General features: G+C 67.0%; 24 protein-coding genes and 1 pseudogene. 17 read left to right on the plus strand and 8 right to left on the minus strand.

Annotation, left to right across the window (positions count from 1 at the left end):
* The first annotated feature begins 51 nt into the window (after positions 1 to 51).
* Both ACIQPR_RS35780 and ACIQPR_RS35785 read left to right on the plus strand, forming a co-directional pair.
* The gene (locus ACIQPR_RS35780; protein ID WP_403657085.1) at positions 52 to 2,067 is read left to right on the plus strand and encodes a hypothetical protein; all 2,016 of its coding nucleotides are present in this window, start codon (positions 52 to 54) and stop codon (positions 2,065 to 2,067) included.
* Positions 2,068 to 2,213: 146 nt separating this feature from the next.
* The gene (locus ACIQPR_RS35785) at positions 2,214 to 2,597 is read left to right on the plus strand and encodes a hypothetical protein (protein WP_403657088.1); all 384 of its coding nucleotides are present in this window, start codon (positions 2,214 to 2,216) and stop codon (positions 2,595 to 2,597) included.
* 115 nt (positions 2,598 to 2,712) lie between these two features.
* Here the strand turns inward: ACIQPR_RS35785 and ACIQPR_RS35790 are convergent, their stop codons facing one another.
* The 4 genes from ACIQPR_RS35790 to ACIQPR_RS35805 all read right to left on the minus strand — a co-directional run bounded on the left by ACIQPR_RS35790 (position 2,713) and on the right by ACIQPR_RS35805 (position 5,748).
* Positions 2,713 to 4,110, minus strand: a complete 1,398-nt coding sequence (locus ACIQPR_RS35790; protein WP_403657091.1) for a S41 family peptidase — start codon at positions 4,108 to 4,110, stop codon at positions 2,713 to 2,715.
* A 159-nt stretch (positions 4,111 to 4,269) separates the two neighbouring features.
* Positions 4,270 to 4,623: a hypothetical protein gene (locus ACIQPR_RS35795; protein WP_403657094.1), complete on the minus strand. Its 354-nt coding sequence runs from the start codon at positions 4,621 to 4,623 to the stop codon at positions 4,270 to 4,272.
* Positions 4,624 to 4,674: 51 nt separating this feature from the next.
* On the minus strand, positions 4,675 to 5,421 hold the full coding sequence (locus ACIQPR_RS35800; RefSeq protein ID WP_403657097.1) for a hypothetical protein: 747 nt from the start codon (positions 5,419 to 5,421) through the stop codon (positions 4,675 to 4,677).
* Between the two features lie 3 nt (positions 5,422 to 5,424).
* A complete protein-coding gene (locus ACIQPR_RS35805) occupies positions 5,425 to 5,748 on the minus strand; it encodes a hypothetical protein (protein ID WP_403657100.1) in 324 nt (107 codons plus the stop codon).
* A 127-nt stretch (positions 5,749 to 5,875) separates the two neighbouring features.
* Between ACIQPR_RS35805 and ACIQPR_RS35810 the strand changes: the two genes are divergently transcribed.
* A complete protein-coding gene (locus tag ACIQPR_RS35810; RefSeq protein ID WP_403657339.1) occupies positions 5,876 to 6,229 on the plus strand; it encodes a hypothetical protein in 354 nt (117 codons plus the stop codon).
* 9 nt (positions 6,230 to 6,238) lie between these two features.
* Here ACIQPR_RS35810 and ACIQPR_RS35815 read toward each other — a convergent pair whose 3' ends face one another.
* The 3 genes and pseudogenes from ACIQPR_RS35815 to ACIQPR_RS35825 form a co-directional block, all read right to left on the minus strand.
* Positions 6,239 to 6,829 (minus strand): Uma2 family endonuclease, encoded by a 591-nt coding sequence (locus ACIQPR_RS35815; RefSeq protein WP_403657103.1) that lies wholly within the window; start codon positions 6,827 to 6,829, stop codon positions 6,239 to 6,241.
* Positions 6,830 to 6,833: 4 nt separating this feature from the next.
* Positions 6,834 to 7,682 (minus strand): annotated as a pseudogene (locus ACIQPR_RS35820) (helix-turn-helix domain-containing protein); the annotation flags it as partial.
* A gap of 206 nt (positions 7,683 to 7,888) precedes the next feature.
* Positions 7,889 to 8,380 carry an ATP-binding protein gene (locus ACIQPR_RS35825; protein WP_403657106.1) on the minus strand — a complete coding sequence of 164 codons (492 nt, stop codon included), beginning with the start codon at positions 8,378 to 8,380 and terminating at the stop codon, positions 7,889 to 7,891.
* Positions 8,381 to 8,520: 140 nt separating this feature from the next.
* Here ACIQPR_RS35825 and ACIQPR_RS35830 point away from each other — a divergent pair, with 140 nt between their 5' ends.
* Positions 8,521 to 9,390 (plus strand): helix-turn-helix domain-containing protein, encoded by an 870-nt coding sequence (locus tag ACIQPR_RS35830; protein ID WP_403657109.1) that lies wholly within the window; start codon positions 8,521 to 8,523, stop codon positions 9,388 to 9,390.
* A complete protein-coding gene (locus ACIQPR_RS35835; RefSeq protein ID WP_403657112.1) occupies positions 9,387 to 9,578 on the plus strand; it encodes a DUF397 domain-containing protein in 192 nt (63 codons plus the stop codon). The genes ACIQPR_RS35830 and ACIQPR_RS35835 overlap by 4 nt, the downstream gene beginning before the upstream one ends.
* Positions 9,579 to 9,599: 21 nt before the next feature.
* Here the strand turns inward: ACIQPR_RS35835 and ACIQPR_RS35840 are convergent, their stop codons facing one another.
* A complete protein-coding gene (locus ACIQPR_RS35840) occupies positions 9,600 to 10,772 on the minus strand; it encodes a right-handed parallel beta-helix repeat-containing protein (protein ID WP_403657115.1) in 1,173 nt (390 codons plus the stop codon).
* A gap of 599 nt (positions 10,773 to 11,371) precedes the next feature.
* Here ACIQPR_RS35840 and rpsJ point away from each other — a divergent pair.
* From rpsJ to rplN, 12 genes are all read left to right on the plus strand, one after another.
* The gene (rpsJ, locus tag ACIQPR_RS35845) at positions 11,372 to 11,680 is read left to right on the plus strand and encodes a 30S ribosomal protein S10 (protein WP_003948644.1); all 309 of its coding nucleotides are present in this window, start codon (positions 11,372 to 11,374) and stop codon (positions 11,678 to 11,680) included.
* A gap of 17 nt (positions 11,681 to 11,697) precedes the next feature.
* Positions 11,698 to 12,342, plus strand: a complete 645-nt coding sequence (gene rplC, locus ACIQPR_RS35850; RefSeq protein WP_403657118.1) for a 50S ribosomal protein L3 — start codon at positions 11,698 to 11,700, stop codon at positions 12,340 to 12,342.
* A gap of 5 nt (positions 12,343 to 12,347) precedes the next feature.
* The gene (gene rplD, locus ACIQPR_RS35855; RefSeq protein ID WP_366324868.1) at positions 12,348 to 13,004 is read left to right on the plus strand and encodes a 50S ribosomal protein L4; all 657 of its coding nucleotides are present in this window, start codon (positions 12,348 to 12,350) and stop codon (positions 13,002 to 13,004) included.
* Positions 13,004 to 13,423 carry a 50S ribosomal protein L23 gene (gene rplW / locus ACIQPR_RS35860; RefSeq protein ID WP_019072285.1) on the plus strand — a complete coding sequence of 140 codons (420 nt, stop codon included), beginning with the start codon at positions 13,004 to 13,006 and terminating at the stop codon, positions 13,421 to 13,423. The genes rplD and rplW overlap by 1 nt, the downstream gene beginning before the upstream one ends.
* 38 nt (positions 13,424 to 13,461) lie before the next feature.
* Positions 13,462 to 14,298 (plus strand): 50S ribosomal protein L2, encoded by an 837-nt coding sequence (gene rplB / locus ACIQPR_RS35865; protein ID WP_362018944.1) that lies wholly within the window; start codon positions 13,462 to 13,464, stop codon positions 14,296 to 14,298.
* A gap of 12 nt (positions 14,299 to 14,310) precedes the next feature.
* Positions 14,311 to 14,592, plus strand: coding sequence for a 30S ribosomal protein S19 (rpsS, locus tag ACIQPR_RS35870; RefSeq protein ID WP_019072284.1), 282 nt, complete (start codon positions 14,311 to 14,313; stop codon positions 14,590 to 14,592).
* Positions 14,593 to 14,632: 40 nt separating this feature from the next.
* Positions 14,633 to 14,980 (plus strand): 50S ribosomal protein L22, encoded by a 348-nt coding sequence (gene rplV / locus ACIQPR_RS35875; RefSeq protein ID WP_003974262.1) that lies wholly within the window; start codon positions 14,633 to 14,635, stop codon positions 14,978 to 14,980.
* The gene (gene rpsC, locus ACIQPR_RS35880) at positions 14,980 to 15,831 is read left to right on the plus strand and encodes a 30S ribosomal protein S3 (protein ID WP_019072283.1); all 852 of its coding nucleotides are present in this window, start codon (positions 14,980 to 14,982) and stop codon (positions 15,829 to 15,831) included. Before rplV ends, rpsC begins: the two co-directional genes overlap by 1 nt.
* Positions 15,832 to 15,836: 5 nt before the next feature.
* A complete protein-coding gene (gene rplP / locus ACIQPR_RS35885) occupies positions 15,837 to 16,256 on the plus strand; it encodes a 50S ribosomal protein L16 (RefSeq protein ID WP_010986348.1) in 420 nt (139 codons plus the stop codon).
* On the plus strand, positions 16,256 to 16,480 hold the full coding sequence (rpmC, locus tag ACIQPR_RS35890) for a 50S ribosomal protein L29 (RefSeq protein ID WP_003998824.1): 225 nt from the start codon (positions 16,256 to 16,258) through the stop codon (positions 16,478 to 16,480). The genes rplP and rpmC overlap by 1 nt, the downstream gene beginning before the upstream one ends.
* The gene (gene rpsQ / locus ACIQPR_RS35895) at positions 16,480 to 16,767 is read left to right on the plus strand and encodes a 30S ribosomal protein S17 (RefSeq protein WP_019072282.1); all 288 of its coding nucleotides are present in this window, start codon (positions 16,480 to 16,482) and stop codon (positions 16,765 to 16,767) included. Before rpmC ends, rpsQ begins: the two co-directional genes overlap by 1 nt.
* A 107-nt stretch (positions 16,768 to 16,874) precedes the next feature.
* Positions 16,875 to 17,243, plus strand: coding sequence for a 50S ribosomal protein L14 (rplN, locus tag ACIQPR_RS35900; protein ID WP_003998823.1), 369 nt, complete (start codon positions 16,875 to 16,877; stop codon positions 17,241 to 17,243).
* The last annotated feature ends 1 nt before the right edge of the window (position 17,244 follow it).

Below are 17,244 nucleotides of genomic sequence, written 5' to 3' on the forward strand. Positions count from 1 at the left end.
GCCATCGGGACCATTGGGGCGACTGGGCGCATGCCGACGTATCACGAGATCATGACCACCGACCTCGCCGTGCTGACCACGGCGGCCGAGCGCTGGGACGGCATGGCGGGCGAGTTCGAGAAGCAGGAGACGGCGTACCGGCGGGACGTGCACGGCATCACGATGGGCACGTCGTGGACGGGGCTCAGCGCCGACGCGGCGAACACCCGCTTCGACACCACGCTCAAGGAGTTCCAGTACGCGCAGACCGAGGCCAAGGGCATCGCCTCGCTGCTGCGGGACGCGCACGAGCAGTTCGTGGAGTTGCGGGCCCGGGTGGTGGCGGCACGGCAGGACGCCGTCCGGGCGGGCATGCACGTCTCCGACTCCGGTGTGGTGAGCCCGAGTCCGGACCGGCCGGACACCCCCGGCGACCCCAGGGCCGTAGAACAGTGGCAGGACCGGATCGCCAAGGCGGTGCGCGATGTGACGGACGCGGACGAGGGGGTCCGGGTCGCGTTGGCCGGGGTGGTGGTCGACTCCGAACTGCTGGCCGGCGGGCGGGGGTTCAACGGTCGGGCGATCGGTGACGTGGAGACGTACGAGGCGGTGGAGGCGGAGGGCTACCTGCGGAAACTGAGCGGGGGCGGCGACTTGACGACCTCTCAACTCAACGAGCTGGAACGGTCGTTCCGAGACAACACCGAGGACACGGGCTTCTCACGGATGGTCCTGGACGACTTGGGTTCGGAGGGCACGCTCAAGCTCACCAACGAGCTGAACGACCGCATTCACGTCCATGGCGGGGCGGGGGCGGGTACGTACTCGACGATCGAGACGGGGCTGGCGAACGCGCTCGCCACGGCGACGAAGGACACGAAGTCGGCGTGGTACCGGAAGTGGCGTGCCGGGATGCGGCACGCGGGCGTCGACCACTACGCCACGGACGCGCAGGGGCTCCACCTCGACAAGGCGGTCGGCTACCAGTCGCTGGTCACGCTGATGCGGCACGGCCACGGGTACGCGCCCGGGATGGTCGAGGACCTCACCGACGACATGATCGCGGCGGAGAAGAAACACCCCGGGATCTGGCGGGTGAAGGGCACGTACGCCGGCGCGCGGGGTGGCTGGTTCGCCAACGACCCCGTCGACGGCATGCTCGGCATCATGAGCCGTGACCCCGCCGAGGCGGCGCGCTATCTCCATTCCGACGCGCACATGAAATACCTCATGAAGGACCGGGACTGGAATGTGACCTTGAATGACGAGGGGGTTTCTAAGGGCGGTCATCATGTGCCGCGGTTGGACGGGGATGACAGGGCTGGGTTCGGGGCGGCGTTGCAGGCGGGGGCGACGGGGATTGATCCTGCGGATCCGGGTGGAGTGCGTCATGGGGATCGGGCCACGAATGATGCGGTGTTCAGGTCGGCTCTCACGTATTTGTCTGACAGCGGGGATGAGTTTCCGCCTTCGTTGCGGAGGCCGATGGCGAACATTCTGGTCAATCACGGGGGGACTGTGCATGCTGCCATGAGCGAGGTCGACGTCGCCCAATCACCCCTGGACCAGCATCGGCTTTTCGAGGTCGCGAAGCAGGTGTCCAAGGACGAGGGAGCGTACGGAGTGTTGAACGGCGGGATGAACCAGTCACTGGTGTCGGACATCCACCACGACCACTCGAACTCACCGGCTTCCTTGAACCGTGCCGGCCGAACCGTCGGTTTCCTGGAGGAGGCGCGGAGGCAGGCTGCGGGCGACCCGAAGGTCGCCGAGTTCCAGACCAAGCCGTTCTTCGACAAAGCGATCAGCTATATCCCTGTCGTCAGTGGTGATGTGCAGACGGGGTTCGACTATGTGACAGACCAGTGGCTGGCTGATGAGCAGCGGCGGCTGGACGATAAGCGGGCGGATGCCAACGTCGAGGCGTACACCAAGAGGAACGGCCAACTGATGGCACTCGCGGAAGAGTGGAAGCGGACTCACCATACGGATGGCGATTCCTACTACGACCCCAAGGCTGAGGTCAACAAGTCGGCACGAGAAGGAATCGCGCAGGCAACGGGCATGTCCGGAGAGCAGCCGAAGTGAATGTTCGCCAGTTCCTGACCGCGTTGGCGATGTCCGTTCTCGTGGTGTCGTGCAGCTCCGCCAGCAGTCATGAACTCCCGGGATCTATTTGTGGTACGCCAATCAATCCCGCTGTGACTCGTCCGCTCTTGGCGTCCACGGATGACTTGAGCGAGTTCACTCGAGTCGATCGGGCCGAGGCAATCACCGCACCGTGTGTGCTTCTCTCCGGGCGCGACCCCGTTCTCGATTTCCGCTTCTCCTGGGATGACACGGCGAGAGACCTCATGTACCTGGCGACGAACACCGGTTCGGTCTCGGGAGTTAGAGAACCACGGGAGGTCGACTTCGCATACAAGACAATCGTCGGCACAGATGGAGCCATCTCCGTTGCCCCCTGCAAAACCAAGGGCGGCAACTACTTCACCCTCACCCTCCAAGTCCCCCAGATCCCCCTCACGGACCAGACTCACCGCAAGGACATCGAGAAGTTCTGGCGGGCCTACTTCCCGGCGACGCTCAAGACCCTGGGGTGCGGAGCTGTGTCCTGAACTTCAGGTGGAAGCGGGTCGAAGCCGTACCACAGCCCGATGGTCGCCGCGGAACTGACTCCCTCGCGCCAAGAGCCCGTTCAGCACGCGGTGAGTCCTGTTGTCCGGGTTCAGTTCAGTGGCCGGTGCCGAGCAGCCGTACCGCCTGGTCGAACGCCGAATCCCGCCCCGTTGCGAACTCCTCCTTCGTGAACACCGGGACCGTCACCTCCGGTGGGATTCCCGTGCCGTCGAACGTGTGGCCCGAGTCGGTGAGGTACTCCTCGTTCGGGAGCCAGGCCGTCATGCCGTTGGGGAGTTCGCGTTCCATGACGTCGGAGAAGACGCCCTGGGTGGGGCGGCCTATGCGGATCGTGCGGCCGGGGCGGTCGATGAGGGCCTGGGTGAAGGTCTCGCCCGCGCTGACCGTGGAGCCGGAGGTGAGGACAGTGATCGGGCCGGTGTAGCGCGGGGCGTGGGCCGGGAGCACCGGGATCGGCTCGGGGCGGGTGTGGCGGCCGGGGTCCTTCGGGTCGTTGCGGGCGCGCTTGGCGTAGGCGATGTAGGGGGTGTCGGTGAGGCGTTGCGCGATGTGGATGCCGAGGGCGTCGGAGCCGCCGCCGTTGATGCGCAGGTCGATGATCAGGCCGTGCAGGTGACATGTCCGTTCCGGCGTGAGGACGGTGTTCAACGCCCGGTCCAACTCCGCCAGTTGGGCCGCGTACGGCGCGTCGTCGTCGGGCAGGTAGCCGGCGAAGCCGGAGATACGGAGGTAGCCGATACGGTCGCCGCCCGCCAGATCCGCGTACGTGATGCGGCCGTTGGCGAAGTCGCGTCGGTAGGGAGCGCCCGCCAGGTCCCGCGCCACGACGAACTTCTTGACCTTCGCGTCCAGTTCCTCGTCGGGCACCTCGGTGCCGGGGCGGCCCTCGGCGAACACGTGGTCGCCGTCCTGGACCGCGACGTGGGCGTCGTGGAGCGGACGGACCATCCTGCTGAAGACGTCGAACAGTTCCGCCCTGGTCGTGTCCTTGCGCACCTGCGGGCGGTACTGGTCGCGTACCGCGTGCCAGTCGATGCCCTTGGCGGCGAAGAAGGGGTAGTTCTCCTCGTAGGACTGCCAGAAGACGTCGAAGGTGGTCAGCGGGTCCTTGGGGGTCGGGCGGGTGCAGGCGGTCGGCAGGGCCGGGACGCGGACCAGCTTGCGGTGGCCGACGTCGCCGGCCGTGCCGAGCGTGGCGTGGTCGCCGTCATGGCCCAGCCGTACGGTCAGGACGTCGCCGCCCACGGTGTACGTCCCGGGGCCGATCCGTCGTGCTGTGTCGCCCTTGAGGCAGCTCACGGACGTGGTCTGGTACTCCTGGTACGTCCCGTGATGGAGGGCGAGGACCGTGCCGTAGCCGTCCGTACGCCAGATGCCGTCGACGCCCGGACCGGCGCCGGAGGCGGACGCGGCCGGCGCGGTGATACCCGCGGCGAGAGCCAAGGCGACAACGGTGGCGGTCGCGGTAGCGGTAGCAGTGGCGATACGCACGTTCTGATCTCCCCGTGGTGCGGCGGTCCGGCCTGCGTGACCCGCATGACCTGCGTGACCTGCATGTCTTACAACCCTGACCCGTCGACCACCGCCGCTGCCATCCGGCACACCCGAGCATCGGAGTGAGGGAAACCCCCGGGATGCCGACCGCGCGCATCAGGAAGCTCTTCGACCCGGGTGTTCCTCGTCGATCTCCGCCGCCTGTTCTGTCAGATACGCCCGTGCCGCCGCCTCCTGGCTCAAGCGTTCGTCGGGGGAGAGGCGGTCGTACTCGCGGAAGCCCTGAGCCATGCGATCGCCCAGTGCTTCCGCGTAAGAGGGGATTCGGGCAGCCTCGCGCAGGCCCGTCCGGCCGCTGAGGACCTCGCGGGCCATCTCGCGCAGCGGATCGTCGGGGGCACGGTCGTCGGCGAGTTTCTGAAGGGCCTTGCGGAGCGACCGGGCGCGGGCCTGGTCGCCGCCGGTGATGTTCATCAAGTCCGCGTCGCCGATGCGTGGTTCGTAGGGCATGCGCGTTCTCCTTGCGGCGTGAGGGCGGTTTGGCGGGGACCGGTCGAAGTGTCAGATCGCCGGACTCGGGTGGTCGTACTCGCCGATCTTCGTGAACTCCGAGATCGTTCCGTAGAGGGTCGCGCCGATGGTTTCCACCGCACCGACGGCCCCGTTCACGATGCCCTGGACATTGCCGATGGCCTCGGTCGCCTGGCCCCAGAGGCGGAGCATGTTGGCGATCTCCAGTGCCGCGAGGCCGTAGCCCACCGCCGCGCCGGCGCCGGTCCACGACAGTGCGGTCCCGGCCGCCATCTCGACGGCCGTGATCAACAGGCCGTCGATGATGCCGCTCAGACAGCCGTTGATGGCCTCGGCCGTGGAATAGGCGGAGTGTGCCAGGTGGTCGTACTCGGTCCGCAGCTTGCCGAACTCGTCCCTGATCTCTTCGAGTTTCGACGCGCAGGTGTGGAAATAGGTGTACGCCGCGTCGGCGGCGTGCCCGTTCCACGTGGAGTCGAGGGTCTTGTTGCCGGAACTGATGTTGCCGGCGACCGCGTCGACGGCTCTGCCCAACTGGTCCCAGACATCACCGCACTTGGCAAACGACTCCCAGTCGCCGGCGAACCACTGGATCACTTCGTCCAGCGGGTTGAAGCCGAATACCGTGTTGCACGCCTCCATCACCCAGTACGTCGGACTTGCCAGGTCGCCACAATCGTTGAAGACGTCGAGGATCGGTCCCTGGGAGTACTCGCCAGGTGTGGCCGGAGCCCTGAGCAGACTCGTTGGTTCGGTGACGTCGATGAAGTCGGACACGGGCTAGTCGACCGGGCGCTTCACGAGGGGATAGGTCGCGTCGACGCGCGCTGCTACAGCCAGGTCTGTGTGCGTGTAGTACCTCTTGTTGCGTTCCAGTTCCGAGCTCGCCGCTCTCAGGACCTCTTGCAGTCTGTCCATCGCCCGGTTGACCGTCTCCACCGTCGATGTGTGCGTGGTCAGGAAGAGGCTCAGCACGCCCTGATCCGAGACGCTGATACCGGTGTACCGGGTGCAGTGGCTCTTGAAGTCCGCCGCGTCGTGCGCCGCGCGGCTGATCTGCCTCGCATATCCGCTGAGGTCCCAGGGATTGACTCGGAGATTCACTTCGTGCCTTCCGCGCTCGAGGCCGGGTTGCCTGCACTGCCAACTCCCGCGTGGGTGCGTACGTTTCGCGATTCGCCGGAAGTAGTGAGCAAACAGGGCTATCGATCCCGATAGGGTGCACGCCGTGATGAACCGCGATAACAGGGCAAATCCCGACGACGGAGTCCACCTCGGCGACCGCACGGACGCGCTGGCTGCGGTCGACGACCGAGGTCGGAGCCTGTTCGCCGGTCTCACCTGCATCTTCGTGACACTGCTCGCCGTAGGGCTGCTGGCGGTTCTCCGCCGGGCCGCGACAGGGCAGGGGGAGGCGCCCGGCGGTCTTCAGATGACTGCGGCCGTCATGGGGCTCGCGGTGGATGCGGTCGCGGTGTGGTTGGTCGTTCGGGCTCGGCGTGTTCAGAGGTGGTTGCCGCTGGTGATCGCTTGCGGGGGCTGTGTCGGCTGGATGGTCCTCATGGCCCTCGTCGCCCGGATCTAGCAGGGGGTTTCATGAGCTGCCGGACGCCGAATAGCGCGGCAACCCCTCCGTCGAGATGGTCCACTCGGCGATGGTGACGTCCTCGCCGTAGACGAAGTCCTTGCGGGTGGCGTAGCGGGGGCCGTCGGGGGTGGCGTGGATGTCGGTGAGGACGGCGCCTGTGGCGGTGCGGGGGTCGAAGATGGCGTAAGTGGGGATCCCGATCACTGGGTAGTCGCGCATCTTGCCAACCCAGTCGTTGTCCGGGTTGGAGCGGGAGACGACTTCGACGGCGGCGATCAGTGTGCGCGGGTCGAACGAACCCGGCACGTCCATATCTGACCACGCGATCACCATCACATCGGGACGGCGCAGGATGCCCTCGTCTTCTGCTTCCACATCCGGTGCGCCCGTGTGAGCGACCAGCTCATCCGGCATGACCTTCTCCAGGCGTTTGCGAAGACGCAGCGTGGTCAGTTCGTGCGGAGCGATGCCCGCCGTCATGTCGTGGACGATCCCTTCCTTGGTGATCTCGAACCTGCCGGGAAGGGTGTCGTCCATGGACCGGGACCGGGACTCCAGAAAGTGCCTCATGGATCGGTACCTGCTTGTCCCGCTCATGCCGGGCGGCCTCCGGAAGATCGGTTCGGCAGTCGTGGCAGCGGCCTGGGGTGGGCGCGCGGAAGGCGCGCTCGCAACCGTCGCAGTTCTGGAGCGGGTGCCGTACGGCCGGTGGCGGCACGGGGGCGCGGAACGGTGGTGGGGGCGGGAGCTGCGCCGTCAGGCGGTGGGCCAGGAGGGCTGCGGGGCGGCGTAGGCCCTCGGGGGGCAAGTCGGACGTCAACGCGTGGCGTACGGCCGTGGGGGACACGTCCCGTTCCAGCCAGGCCGCTACTCCTGGCGCCAGGTGGGCCGTGTCGCAGGTCGACAGGAGGAGGTCGGGGGCGTGGCGGCGGAGGTCTGCCAGCAGGTCGGTGGCCGTCTGGAGGAGGGCCGGGGCCGGGTACGCGGGGCGCGGTACGGCGGGGAGGGGTTTGCGAGGCGTGCGTTTCTTCGGCGTCGCCGGGGTGTGCGTGGGGGTCGGGTCCGTACGGTTGTGGCCGGGCTGGTTGCAGGAGATCGTGCGGGTGATGATGCGGCCGTCCGGGACGCGGTGGCGTTCGCGGCGGAGGTAGCCGTGGGTCTCCAACTCCCGTAGCGCGGCGGCGATTCGGGTCGTGCCCTCCGGGAAGCGGGCCGCGAGGGTCTTGATGTCGGCCTGGGCGCCCGCCGGGAGGGACTGGATGTGGACGCCGAGGCCGATCGCCAGGGCCGACAACTCCCGGTGCTGGGCGAGGTGGTTGCCGATCACCGTGAAACGGGCGGTGTGGCGGGAGTTGTCGTGGGTCAACCCACCCGTCCGCTGAATCGGGTGTTTGTCGGCGGTGTGCCGGGACCGGGCGGGCGAGGGCGCGGTAGTGTCGTGCGTATCCATCGGGAAGCTCTTCTCTTCCTTGGTGGTCAGGCCCTCGCCTTGGGATGCCAGTCCCGGCGAGGGCCGTCGTATGTCTGGAGTTGTTTGCGCTGAGCGTAGATCACGCAACCCGTCCGGAATCCAGCCCAGTTGGCGATGTTCACCCACATGGGTGAGTGGCGGACGGAGCCGGCGGGAGGGTGGGGTGGGGCTTGGCGGGGGTGCTTTCACCGTCGTGGTTCTTGGGAAAAGGCGCCACTTGCACCGGAGTTCGGGTTTCCGGAGTTCGGTGCGTGGTCGAGTGCGAGTTCCGCCCAGACCGTCTTACGGGGGCGGCGGCCCAGGGACCAGCCCCAGCGGTCGGCGAGCGCGTCGACCAGGAGCAGGCCGCGGCCCGACTCCCCGTCCTGCGTGGGGTCTTGGCGGTGGGGCGGGCAGTCACCGCGGGTGTCGGTGACCTCGATGCGCAGGGTGTTGTCGATGACGCAGAGCATGAGTCCGAAGTCCCGGCCGGGGACGCGGCCGTGGGTGCTCGCGTTGGTGGCTAGTTCGGCGACGAGTTGGCGGGCCGGGTCCAACGGGATTCCCCAGGAGCGGAGTTGTTCCGTCGCCAGGAGGCGGGCCAGGCGGGCGCCTCTGGGGGTGGAGGACAGCCGCACGGTGAAGTTGCGCGTGGAGTAGGTGGGTTGGGTTTCGTGGGTGGAGGTTTCTTGGTTCATGTCACTCAGCGTGGCCGACCGTGCTTGCCTTGACGTGCGATGACGCCTGTACGTATCCGCTCTGTCCCGTCGTTGTCTCGCGTTGTCTCGGCTGTCTCCGACGACGTACGGGTACCGGTGCGCGTTGGAGGTGGGTGGCCATGAATGACGACAGCGTGAGCAACGAGAACGAGGGTGTGGACGAGGCCGGCTGGGACCTCGAACCCGGCGACGAGAGTGCGCCGTTGGTGGAGGCGGTGGGGCGGCTCGTCAGGTTCTGCCGGGAGCAGGCCGGGATGCGGGTGGCCGACTTCGCCCGCGTCATGGGGTACGGCGAGGACATGATCCGCAAGATCGAACGCGGGGTGCGGATTCCTCGGGTGGAGTTCCTGGACCGGGCCGACGACGTCCTGAACGCGGGTGGGCATCTGCGGGCATTCCGGGAGGACGTGGAGAAGGCGCAGTACCCGAAGAAGGTGCGGGACCTGAAGAAGAAGGAGGACATGGCGGTCGAGCTTCAGCTGTACAGCAACCACAACATCCATGGGTTGTTGCAGACACCTGAGTATGCGCGGGCGCTGCTGGGGACATGGAGGCCGACGTATTCGCAGGGCGAGTTGGAACGCATGCTGGCAGGGCGTATGGCTCGCAAGTCCATTTTCGAGCGCGACCCCGCGCCTGAAATGAGCTTCGTGCAGGAAGAGGTGACGTTACGTCGTCCGGTCGGAGGCACAATGGTGTTGCGCCGACAGCTCGAACACATGCTGGAGGTAGCGCAGTTGCCCTACGTGGAACTCCAAGTCATGCCAACGGCCCGTGCGAACCACCCTGGAACGGGCGGGCGGATCCAGGTGCTGAAGTTCGTGGACGGTTCGGGGGCGGGGCGGATGGACGACGATTTCGGGGGCCGACCGGTCGAGAGCCCGAGGCAGCTCCGGGTCCTGGAACTGCGGTATGGCATCATCCGGGCTCAGGCTCTCACGCCAGAGGAGTCGCTGGCCTTTATCGAGCAAGTGCTGGGAGAAACATGATCCGCGAGCCTTCCGAGCTGCTGTGGTTCAAGAGCAGCTACAGCGACAGCAGTAACGGCAACGACTGCGTCGAGATAGCCACCAGCGCCCACACCATCCACATCCGCGACTCCAAGCACACCCACGGCCCCCGTCTCGCCCTCGCCCCCACCGCCTGGACCGACTTCCTGGCCTACGCCGTCGAGTAGCCGCCGGACAGGGCCCCTCCCTTACGGATTCACCACCGTCCCCCCGAACGTCACCCTCAACGTCCCGCTCGTCGCGAACGACCACCCCAGCGTGCCGCTGTACGACGAGCACCGGGAGCCGTTCGTCCCGGTCCAGAACTGGTTCGTGCTGTCCGCGTCGCCCACCGTCTTGTCGTTCGAGCCGGTGACCGCGAAGCGGCACGAGGTGTTCGTGCGGAACACCGAAGTGCCCTTGTCGAAGGAGTAGTTGCGTTCCGCGTTGTCGATGCCGACGTTGTTCGAGATCGTCATCGTGCCGGGGTTGCTGTTGTAGGTGAACCCGTGGTGGCCGTTGCCGTAGGCGATGTCGTGCCGGACGACGTGGTCGACCGCGATGTCGTCGCCGCCGAGCTTGTAGCCGTTGCGGTCGCCGTCCCCGCTCTGGCTGCCGTCGGTGAGCGTGCCGTTGCCGTAGGAGAGGCTGTACTCGATGGTGACCGGGCCGATCGCGCCGGTGTCGGTCTTGGTGTAGAGGTCCCAGCCGTCGTCGATGTTGTTGTGGGAGACGTCGTAGCGGAAGACGTTCCCGGTGCCGGTCGTCAGTTTCGCGGCGAAGCCGTCCGCGTCCTCGCCGTCCGCGTCGGCGTTGTCGTGTGATTCCGAGCTGATCACCAGGTTGTTCGAGGGCCAGGACGAGCTGGGGGTGCTGGAGGAGATGCGGCCCAACTGGAGGCCCGTGTCGCGGTTGTACGACGTGACCGTGCGTTCGATGACGTTGTTGCTGCCTCCGACGTAGATGCCGTTGTCGCCGGCGTGCGACACCGTGAGGCCGTAGAGGTGCCAGTAGTTGGCGTAGAGCTGGAGGCCGCGGTTCGACGAACTCTCGGTCTGGGAAGCGAAGTTCAGGACCGGGGTCTCGCCGTTGTACGCGGTGAGGGTCGTACGGGCGGACGCCGTGCCGTCGCTTCCCGCCGGGATGGTGATCGTCGAGGCGGAGGTGTACGTCCCGCCCCGCAGGTAGATCGTGCCGCCGGACGCGATGCGGCTGATCGCGGTGGCGAGGGTGGTGGGGGCGGCGAGGGTGCCGGCCGCGCTCGCGGTGCCGGTCGGTGACACGTACTGCGTGGCACTCGCGGCCTGTGCCGGGGTGCCGGACAGGGCGACGAGTGTGCCGGCCATCAGGCCGACGCACGCGATGACTGGTCTCGCTTGCATCGTTCTGCCTCCAGGGTCGTCCCATGACCAGGGAATCCAGGGGTGCACGTGCAGGAGAAAGCGCTTTCCCGTCTTCTCGTGAGGGAACGTAAGCGCTTGCTATGGACGCGTCAAGGTGTGCGTACTTGATTCCTGTTCATGGAGGTGAACTCGCCGGAGGGGTTCACTGGCGCGCGTGTTTGACCTGCGTCACTCCGGGGGTAATCTCTACGCCCCGATTGGCCAGCCGCCTGCGCCATATGGCAGACTGTCGGAGTTGCTCGGTCGAGTGTTGATGCTGCGCGCCTCCCGTCGGGAGGACCGGAAGCGAGTCCCACGGTACTCGTCGTCCCAACTGCCTTAACGGCAGCGCTGGGGCGGACGTACGGGAATCTTTCGGGAAGTGTGGTGCGGCGCCGGCCAGGCACCCGGTGGGCCTCTTCGCCCTCGGCTTGCGGTTCCGGAAGGGCCGTGCTTTCCCAACTGGGAAGTTCCGACCATGGGACTTCTGTGTCGGTGAGAGCGCGACACACCCGACCGCGTGGGTCGGAGGAAGCGAAGAGAACGGAAGCGCCCACCAAGGTGCAGAGCGTACGAAGAGACAGGACTACTGAGTAGCCATGGCGGGACAGAAGATCCGCATCCGGCTCAAGGCCTACGACCACGAGGTCATCGACTCCTCGGCGAAGAAGATCGTCGAGACGGTGACCCGCACTGGTGCGTCGGTCGCGGGCCCGGTGCCGCTGCCCACTGAGAAGAACGTGTACTGCGTCATCAAGTCGCCGCACAAGTACAAGGACTCTCGCGAGCACTTCGAGATGCGCACCCACAAGCGCCTGATCGACATCCTCGACCCCACCCCCAAGACCGTTGACTCTCTGATGCGACTCGACCTCCCGGCCGGTGTCGACATCGAGATCAAGCTCTAGGGGTCGGTGAGCTGAAGATGGCAAAGCAGATCAAGGGCATCCTGGGCGAGAAGCTCGGCATGACGCAGGTGTGGGACGAGAACAACCGTGTTGTTCCGGTCACCGTCGTCAAGGCCGGCCCCAACGTCGTGACCCAGGTCCGTACGAACGACCGTGACGGCTACGAGTCGGTCCAGATCGCCTTCGGCGAGATCGACCCGCGCAAGGTGAACAAGCCCCTCAAGGGCCACTTCGCCAAGGCCGACGTCACGCCCCGCCGCCACCTCGTCGAGATCCGTACCGCCGACGCCGGCGAGTACACCCTCGGCCAGGAGATCACCGCCGCGACCTTCGAGGCCGGCGTCAAGGTGGACGTGACCGGCAAGAGCAAGGGCAAGGGCTTCGCCGGTGTCATGAAGCGTCACAACTTCAAGGGCCTCGGCGCCGGACACGGCACCCAGCGCAAGCACCGCTCTCCCGGCTCCATCGGTGGCTGCGCCACCCCGGGCCGTGTGTTCAAGGGCCTCCGCATGGCGGGTCGTATGGGCAACGAGCGGGTCACCACCCAGAACCTGACCGTTCACGCCGTTGACGCGGAGAAGGGCCTGCTCCTCATCAAGGGCGCGGTTCCTGGTCCGAACGGCGGCCTCGTCCTGGTCCGCACCGCGGCCAAGGGGGCCTGAGGACTATGAGCACCATTGACATTCTGTCGCCCTCCGGCGACACCGCCGGGACCATCGAGCTCCCGGCCGAGATCTTCGACGTGGAGAAGATCAGCGTTCCGCTGCTCCACCAGGTCGTCGTCGCACAGCTGGCCGCCGCCCGTCAGGGCACGCACAAGGTCAAGCGTCGTGGCGAGGTCCGCGGTGGCGGCAAGAAGCCCTACCGCCAGAAGGGCACCGGCCGCGCCCGCCAGGGTTCGACCCGCGCCCCGCAGTTCGCCGGCGGTGGTGTCGTGCACGGCCCCACGCCGCGCGACTACTCGCAGCGGACCCCGAAGAAGATGAAGGCCGCGGCCCTGCGCCACGCCCTCACCGACCGGGCCCGCAACGCTCGCATCCACGTCGTCACCGGCGTGATCGAGGGCGAGACCCCCTCCACCAAGGCCGCCAAGAGCTTCCTCGGCAAGGTCAGCGAGCGCAAGAACGTGCTCCTGGTCATCGAGCGCTCCGACGAGGCCGCGCTGCTTTCCGCGCGCAACCTGCCCCAGGTCCACATCCTGGAGCCGGGCCAGCTGAACACGTACGACGTTCTCGTCTCGGACGACGTGGTCTTCACCCAGGCCGCTTTCGAGTCCTTCGTGTCTGGCCCCCAGGCCGCTGACACCGAAGGGAGCGAAGCCTGATGGCTACGCGTCACCCGAGCATCGCCTCCAAGGCGGCCAAGGCCGCCAAGGCCGCGCGCGTCGCCAAGGCGAAGCGCCACGAGGCCGAAGGCAAGAACACCGTCGAGACGCCGATCAGCAAGTCGTACACGGACCCCCGTGACGTGCTGCTGAAGCCGGTCGTCTCGGAGAAGAGCTACGCGCTCCTCGACGAGGGCAAGTACACCTTCATCGTCGCCCCGGGCGCGAACAAGACCCAGATCAAGCAGGCCGTCCAGGCGGTCTTCTCGGTCAAGGTCACCGGGGTCAACACGATCAACCGCCAGGGCAAGCGCAAGCGCACCAAGACCGGTTTCGGTCAGCGCGCGGGCTCCAAGCGCGCGATCGTGACCCTCGCTGAGGGCGACCGTATCGACATCTTCGGCGGTCCGGCCGCGTAAGCGGGTCGGATCGTCCGATATCGGACGAGGACTGAGAAATGGGAATCCGCAAGTACAAGCCGACTACGCCGGGCCGTCGTGGCTCCAGCGTCGCCGACTTCGTCGAGGTCACGCGGTCCACGCCGGAGAAGTCGCTGGTCCGCCCGCTGCACAGCAAGGGCGGCCGTAACAACGCCGGTCGTGTGACCGTTCGCCACCAGGGTGGCGGACACAAGCGCGCCTACCGAGTGATCGACTTCCGTCGTCACGACAAGGACGGCGTGCCGGCGAAGGTCGCGCACATCGAGTACGACCCCAACCGCACCGCGCGCATCGCGCTGCTGCACTACGCGGACGGCGAGAAGCGCTACATCCTCGCCCCCCGCAACCTGTCGCAGGGCGACCGCGTCGAGAACGGTCCCGGGGCCGACATCAAGCCGGGCAACAACCTGGCGCTCCGCAACATCCCGGTCGGTACCACGATCCACGCGATCGAGCTCCGTCCCGGTGGCGGCGCCAAGTTCGCCCGCTCCGCCGGTGCCTCCGTGCAGCTGCTCGCGAAGGAGGGCACCATGGCCCACCTCCGCATGCCCTCCGGTGAGATCCGCCTGGTCGACCAGCGCTGCCGCGCCACGGTCGGCGAGGTCGGCAACGCCGAGCAGAGCAACATCAACTGGGGCAAGGCCGGCCGCAAGCGCTGGCTGGGCGTACGCCCGACCGTCCGCGGTGTCGCGATGAACCCGGTCGACCACCCGCACGGTGGTGGTGAGGGCAAGACCTCCGGTGGTCGCCACCCGGTCTCCCCGTGGGGTCAGAAGGAGGGTCGTACTCGTTCGCCGAAGAAGGCTTCGAACAAGTACATCGTCCGCCGCCGCAAGACGAACAAGAAGCGCTAGGAGCGGGTTTAGATGCCGCGCAGTCTCAAGAAGGGGCCCTTCGTCGACGGACACCTCATCAAGAAGGTGGACGCCCAGAACGAAGCCGGTTCCAAGAACGTCATCAAGACCTGGTCCCGCCGCTCGATGATCGTCCCGGCCATGCTCGGCCACACGATCGCGGTGCACAACGGCAAGACCCACATCCCGGTGTTTGTCACCGAGTCGATGGTCGGCCACAAGCTCGGCGAGTTCTCGCCGACGCGCACCTTCCGGGGTCACGTCAAGGACGACCGGAAGTCGAAGCGCCGCTAACGCGGGGTGAACGACCATGACAAACACTGAAGGGACAACCATGGAAGCCAGGGCCCAGGCGCGGTACATCCGCGTCACGCCCATGAAGGCCCGCCGCGTGGTGGACCTCATCCGTGGCATGGATGCCACGGAGGCTCAGGCGGTCCTGCGTTTCGCCCCGCAGGCCGCGAGCGTGCCGGTCGGCAAGGTGCTGGACAGCGCCATTGCCAACGCCGCGCACAACTACGACCACACCGACGCCGACAGCCTCTTCATCTCCGAGGCGTACGTCGACGAGGGCCCGACCCTGAAGCGGTTCCGTCCGCGTGCCCAGGGCCGCGCCTACCGGATCCGCAAGCGGACCAGCCACATCACCGTGGTCGTCAGCAGCAAGGAAGGAACCCGGTAATGGGCCAGAAGGTTAACCCGCACGGGTTCCGGCTCGGCATCACCACGGACTTCAAGTCCCGGTGGTACGCCGACAAGCTGTACAAGGACTACGTCAAGGAAGACGTCGCCATCCGTCGGATGATGACGTCCGGCATGGAGCGCGCCGGCATCTCGAAGGTGGAGATCGAGCGCACCCGTGACCGTGTGCGTGTGGACATCCACACCGCTCGCCCGGGCATCGTCATCGGCCGCCGCGGCGCCGAGGCCGACCGCATCCGCGGTGACCTGGAGAAGCTGACCGGCAAGCAGGTCCAGCTGAACATCCTTGAGGTCAAGAACCCGGAGACGGACGCTCAGCTGGTGGCCCAGGCCGTCGCCGAGCAGCTGTCCTCCCGCGTCTCCTTCCGCCGTGCCATGCGCAAGAGCATGCAGTCGGCGATGAAGGCCGGCGCCAAGGGCATCAAGATCCAGTGCGGTGGCCGCCTCGGCGGCGCCGAGATGTCCCGCTCGGAGTTCTACCGCGAGGGCCGTGTGCCCCTGCACACGCTCCGCGCGAACGTCGACTACGGCTTCTTCGAGGCCAAGACGACCTTCGGCCGCATCGGTGTGAAGGTCTGGATCTACAAGGGCGACGTCAAGAACATCGCCGAGGTCCGCGCCGAGAACGCCGCTGCCCGTGCGGGTAACCGCCCGGCGCGCGGTGGCGGCCCGGGCGGCGACCGCCCGGCCCGCGGCGGTGGCCGCGGTGGCGAGCGTGGCGGCCGCGGCCGCAAGCCGCAGCAGCAGTCCGCGCCGGCTGCCGAGGCCCCCAAGGCCGAGGCTCCCGCCGCCGCTGCCGCTCCGGCTGAGAGCACCGGAACGGAGGCCTGACCGACATGCTGATCCCCCGTAGGGTCAAGCACCGCAAGCAGCACCACCCCAAGCGTCGTGGTCAGGCCAAGGGCGGTACGCAGGTTTCGTTCGGCGAGTACGGCATTCAGGCCCTCACGCCGGCCTACGTGACGAACCGCCAGATCGAGGCCGCCCGTATCGCGATGACCCGCCACATCAAGCGTGGCGGCAAGGTCTGGATCAACATCTACCCGGACCGCCCGCTCACGAAGAAGCCCGCCGAGACCCGCATGGGTTCCGGTAAGGGTTCTCCCGAGTGGTGGATCGCGAACGTGCACCCGGGCCGGGTCATGTTCGAGCTGTCCTACCCCAACGAGAAGATCGCCCGTGAGGCCCTCACTCGCGCAGCCCACAAGCTGCCGATGAAGTGCCGGATCGTCAAGCGCGAGGCAGGTGAAGCGTGATGTCGGCCGGTACCAAGGCGTCCGAGCTGCGCGAACTGGGTGACGAGGAGCTTCTCGCGAAGCTCCGCGAAGCCAAGGAAGAGCTGTTCAACCTCCGCTTCCAGGCGGCGACCGGTCAGCTCGAAAACCACGGTCGGCTCAAGGCCGTCCGGAAGGACATCGCGCGGATCTACACCCTGATGCGTGAGCGCGAGCTGGGCATCGAGACGGTGGAGAGCGCCTGATGAGCGAGAGCAACGTGACTGAAGAGCAGACCGCTTCCCGCGGCTTCCGCAAGACCCGTGAGGGTCTCGTCGTCAGCGACAAGATGGACAAGACCGTCGTCGTCGCCGTCGAGGACCGCGTCAAGCACGCGCTGTACGGCAAGGTCATCCGCCGTACGAACAAGCTCAAGGCCCACGACGAGCAGAACGCCGCAGGCGTCGGCGACCGCGTCCTCCTCATGGAGACGCGTCCGCTGTCCGCGACGAAGCGCTGGCGCATCGTCGAGATCCTCGAAAAGGCCAAGTAAATCTCCTGCGGGCACCCCCGCAGGACAGTTCCGCCAGGCTCGGCAGGGGCCTCCCCTCGTGAAGAGGCGGCCCCTGCCGGGAACCGGCAGACAAACAGGAGATAGACGTGATCCAGCAGGAGTCGCGACTGCGCGTCGCCGACAACACTGGTGCGAAGGAAATCCTTTGCATCCGTGTGCTCGGTGGCTCCGGTCGCCGCTACGCGGGCATCGGTGACGTCATCGTCGCCACCGTCAAGGACGCGATCCCCGGTGGCAACGTGAAGAAGGGTGACGTCGTCAAGGCCGTCATCGTTCGCACCGTGAAGGAGCGCCGTCGTCCGGACGGCTCGTACATCCGCTTCGACGAGAACGCCGCCGTCATTCTGAAGAACGACGGCGACCCTCGCGGCACCCGCATCTTCGGCCCGGTCGGGCGTGAGCTGCGCGAGAAGAAGTTCATGAAGATCATCTCGCTGGCTCCGGAGGTGCTGTAAG

It is taken from the genome of Streptomyces sp. NPDC091280 (assembly GCF_044768565.1).
In the GTDB taxonomy this organism is placed as follows: Bacteria; Actinomycetota; Actinomycetes; order Streptomycetales; family Streptomycetaceae; genus Streptomyces.

Coding starts and splice junctions, on each gene's coding strand:
- ACIQPR_RS35780 (WP_403657085.1), top strand. CDS start 52: ATGACCACCGACCTCGCCGTGCTGACCACGGCGGCCGAGCGCTGGGAC.
- ACIQPR_RS35795 (WP_403657094.1), bottom strand. CDS start 4,623: ATGCCCTACGAACCACGCATCGGCGACGCGGACTTGATGAACATCACC.
- ACIQPR_RS35810 (WP_403657339.1), top strand. CDS start 5,876: ATGAACCGCGATAACAGGGCAAATCCCGACGACGGAGTCCACCTCGGC.
- ACIQPR_RS35815 (WP_403657103.1), bottom strand. CDS start 6,829: ATGAGCGGGACAAGCAGGTACCGATCCATGAGGCACTTTCTGGAGTCC.
- ACIQPR_RS35825 (WP_403657106.1), bottom strand. CDS start 8,380: ATGAACCAAGAAACCTCCACCCACGAAACCCAACCCACCTACTCCACG.
- ACIQPR_RS35830 (WP_403657109.1), top strand. CDS start 8,521: ATGAATGACGACAGCGTGAGCAACGAGAACGAGGGTGTGGACGAGGCC.
- ACIQPR_RS35835 (WP_403657112.1), top strand. CDS start 9,387: ATGATCCGCGAGCCTTCCGAGCTGCTGTGGTTCAAGAGCAGCTACAGC.
- ACIQPR_RS35840 (WP_403657115.1), bottom strand. CDS start 10,772: ATGCAAGCGAGACCAGTCATCGCGTGCGTCGGCCTGATGGCCGGCACA.
- rpsJ (WP_003948644.1), top strand. CDS start 11,372: ATGGCGGGACAGAAGATCCGCATCCGGCTCAAGGCCTACGACCACGAG.
- rplC (WP_403657118.1), top strand. CDS start 11,698: ATGGCAAAGCAGATCAAGGGCATCCTGGGCGAGAAGCTCGGCATGACG.
- rplD (WP_366324868.1), top strand. CDS start 12,348: ATGAGCACCATTGACATTCTGTCGCCCTCCGGCGACACCGCCGGGACC.
- rplW (WP_019072285.1), top strand. CDS start 13,004: ATGGCTACGCGTCACCCGAGCATCGCCTCCAAGGCGGCCAAGGCCGCC.
- rplB (WP_362018944.1), top strand. CDS start 13,462: ATGGGAATCCGCAAGTACAAGCCGACTACGCCGGGCCGTCGTGGCTCC.
- rpsS (WP_019072284.1), top strand. CDS start 14,311: ATGCCGCGCAGTCTCAAGAAGGGGCCCTTCGTCGACGGACACCTCATC.
- rplV (WP_003974262.1), top strand. CDS start 14,633: ATGGAAGCCAGGGCCCAGGCGCGGTACATCCGCGTCACGCCCATGAAG.
- rpsC (WP_019072283.1), top strand. CDS start 14,980: ATGGGCCAGAAGGTTAACCCGCACGGGTTCCGGCTCGGCATCACCACG.
- rplP (WP_010986348.1), top strand. CDS start 15,837: ATGCTGATCCCCCGTAGGGTCAAGCACCGCAAGCAGCACCACCCCAAG.
- rpmC (WP_003998824.1), top strand. CDS start 16,256: ATGTCGGCCGGTACCAAGGCGTCCGAGCTGCGCGAACTGGGTGACGAG.
- rpsQ (WP_019072282.1), top strand. CDS start 16,480: ATGAGCGAGAGCAACGTGACTGAAGAGCAGACCGCTTCCCGCGGCTTC.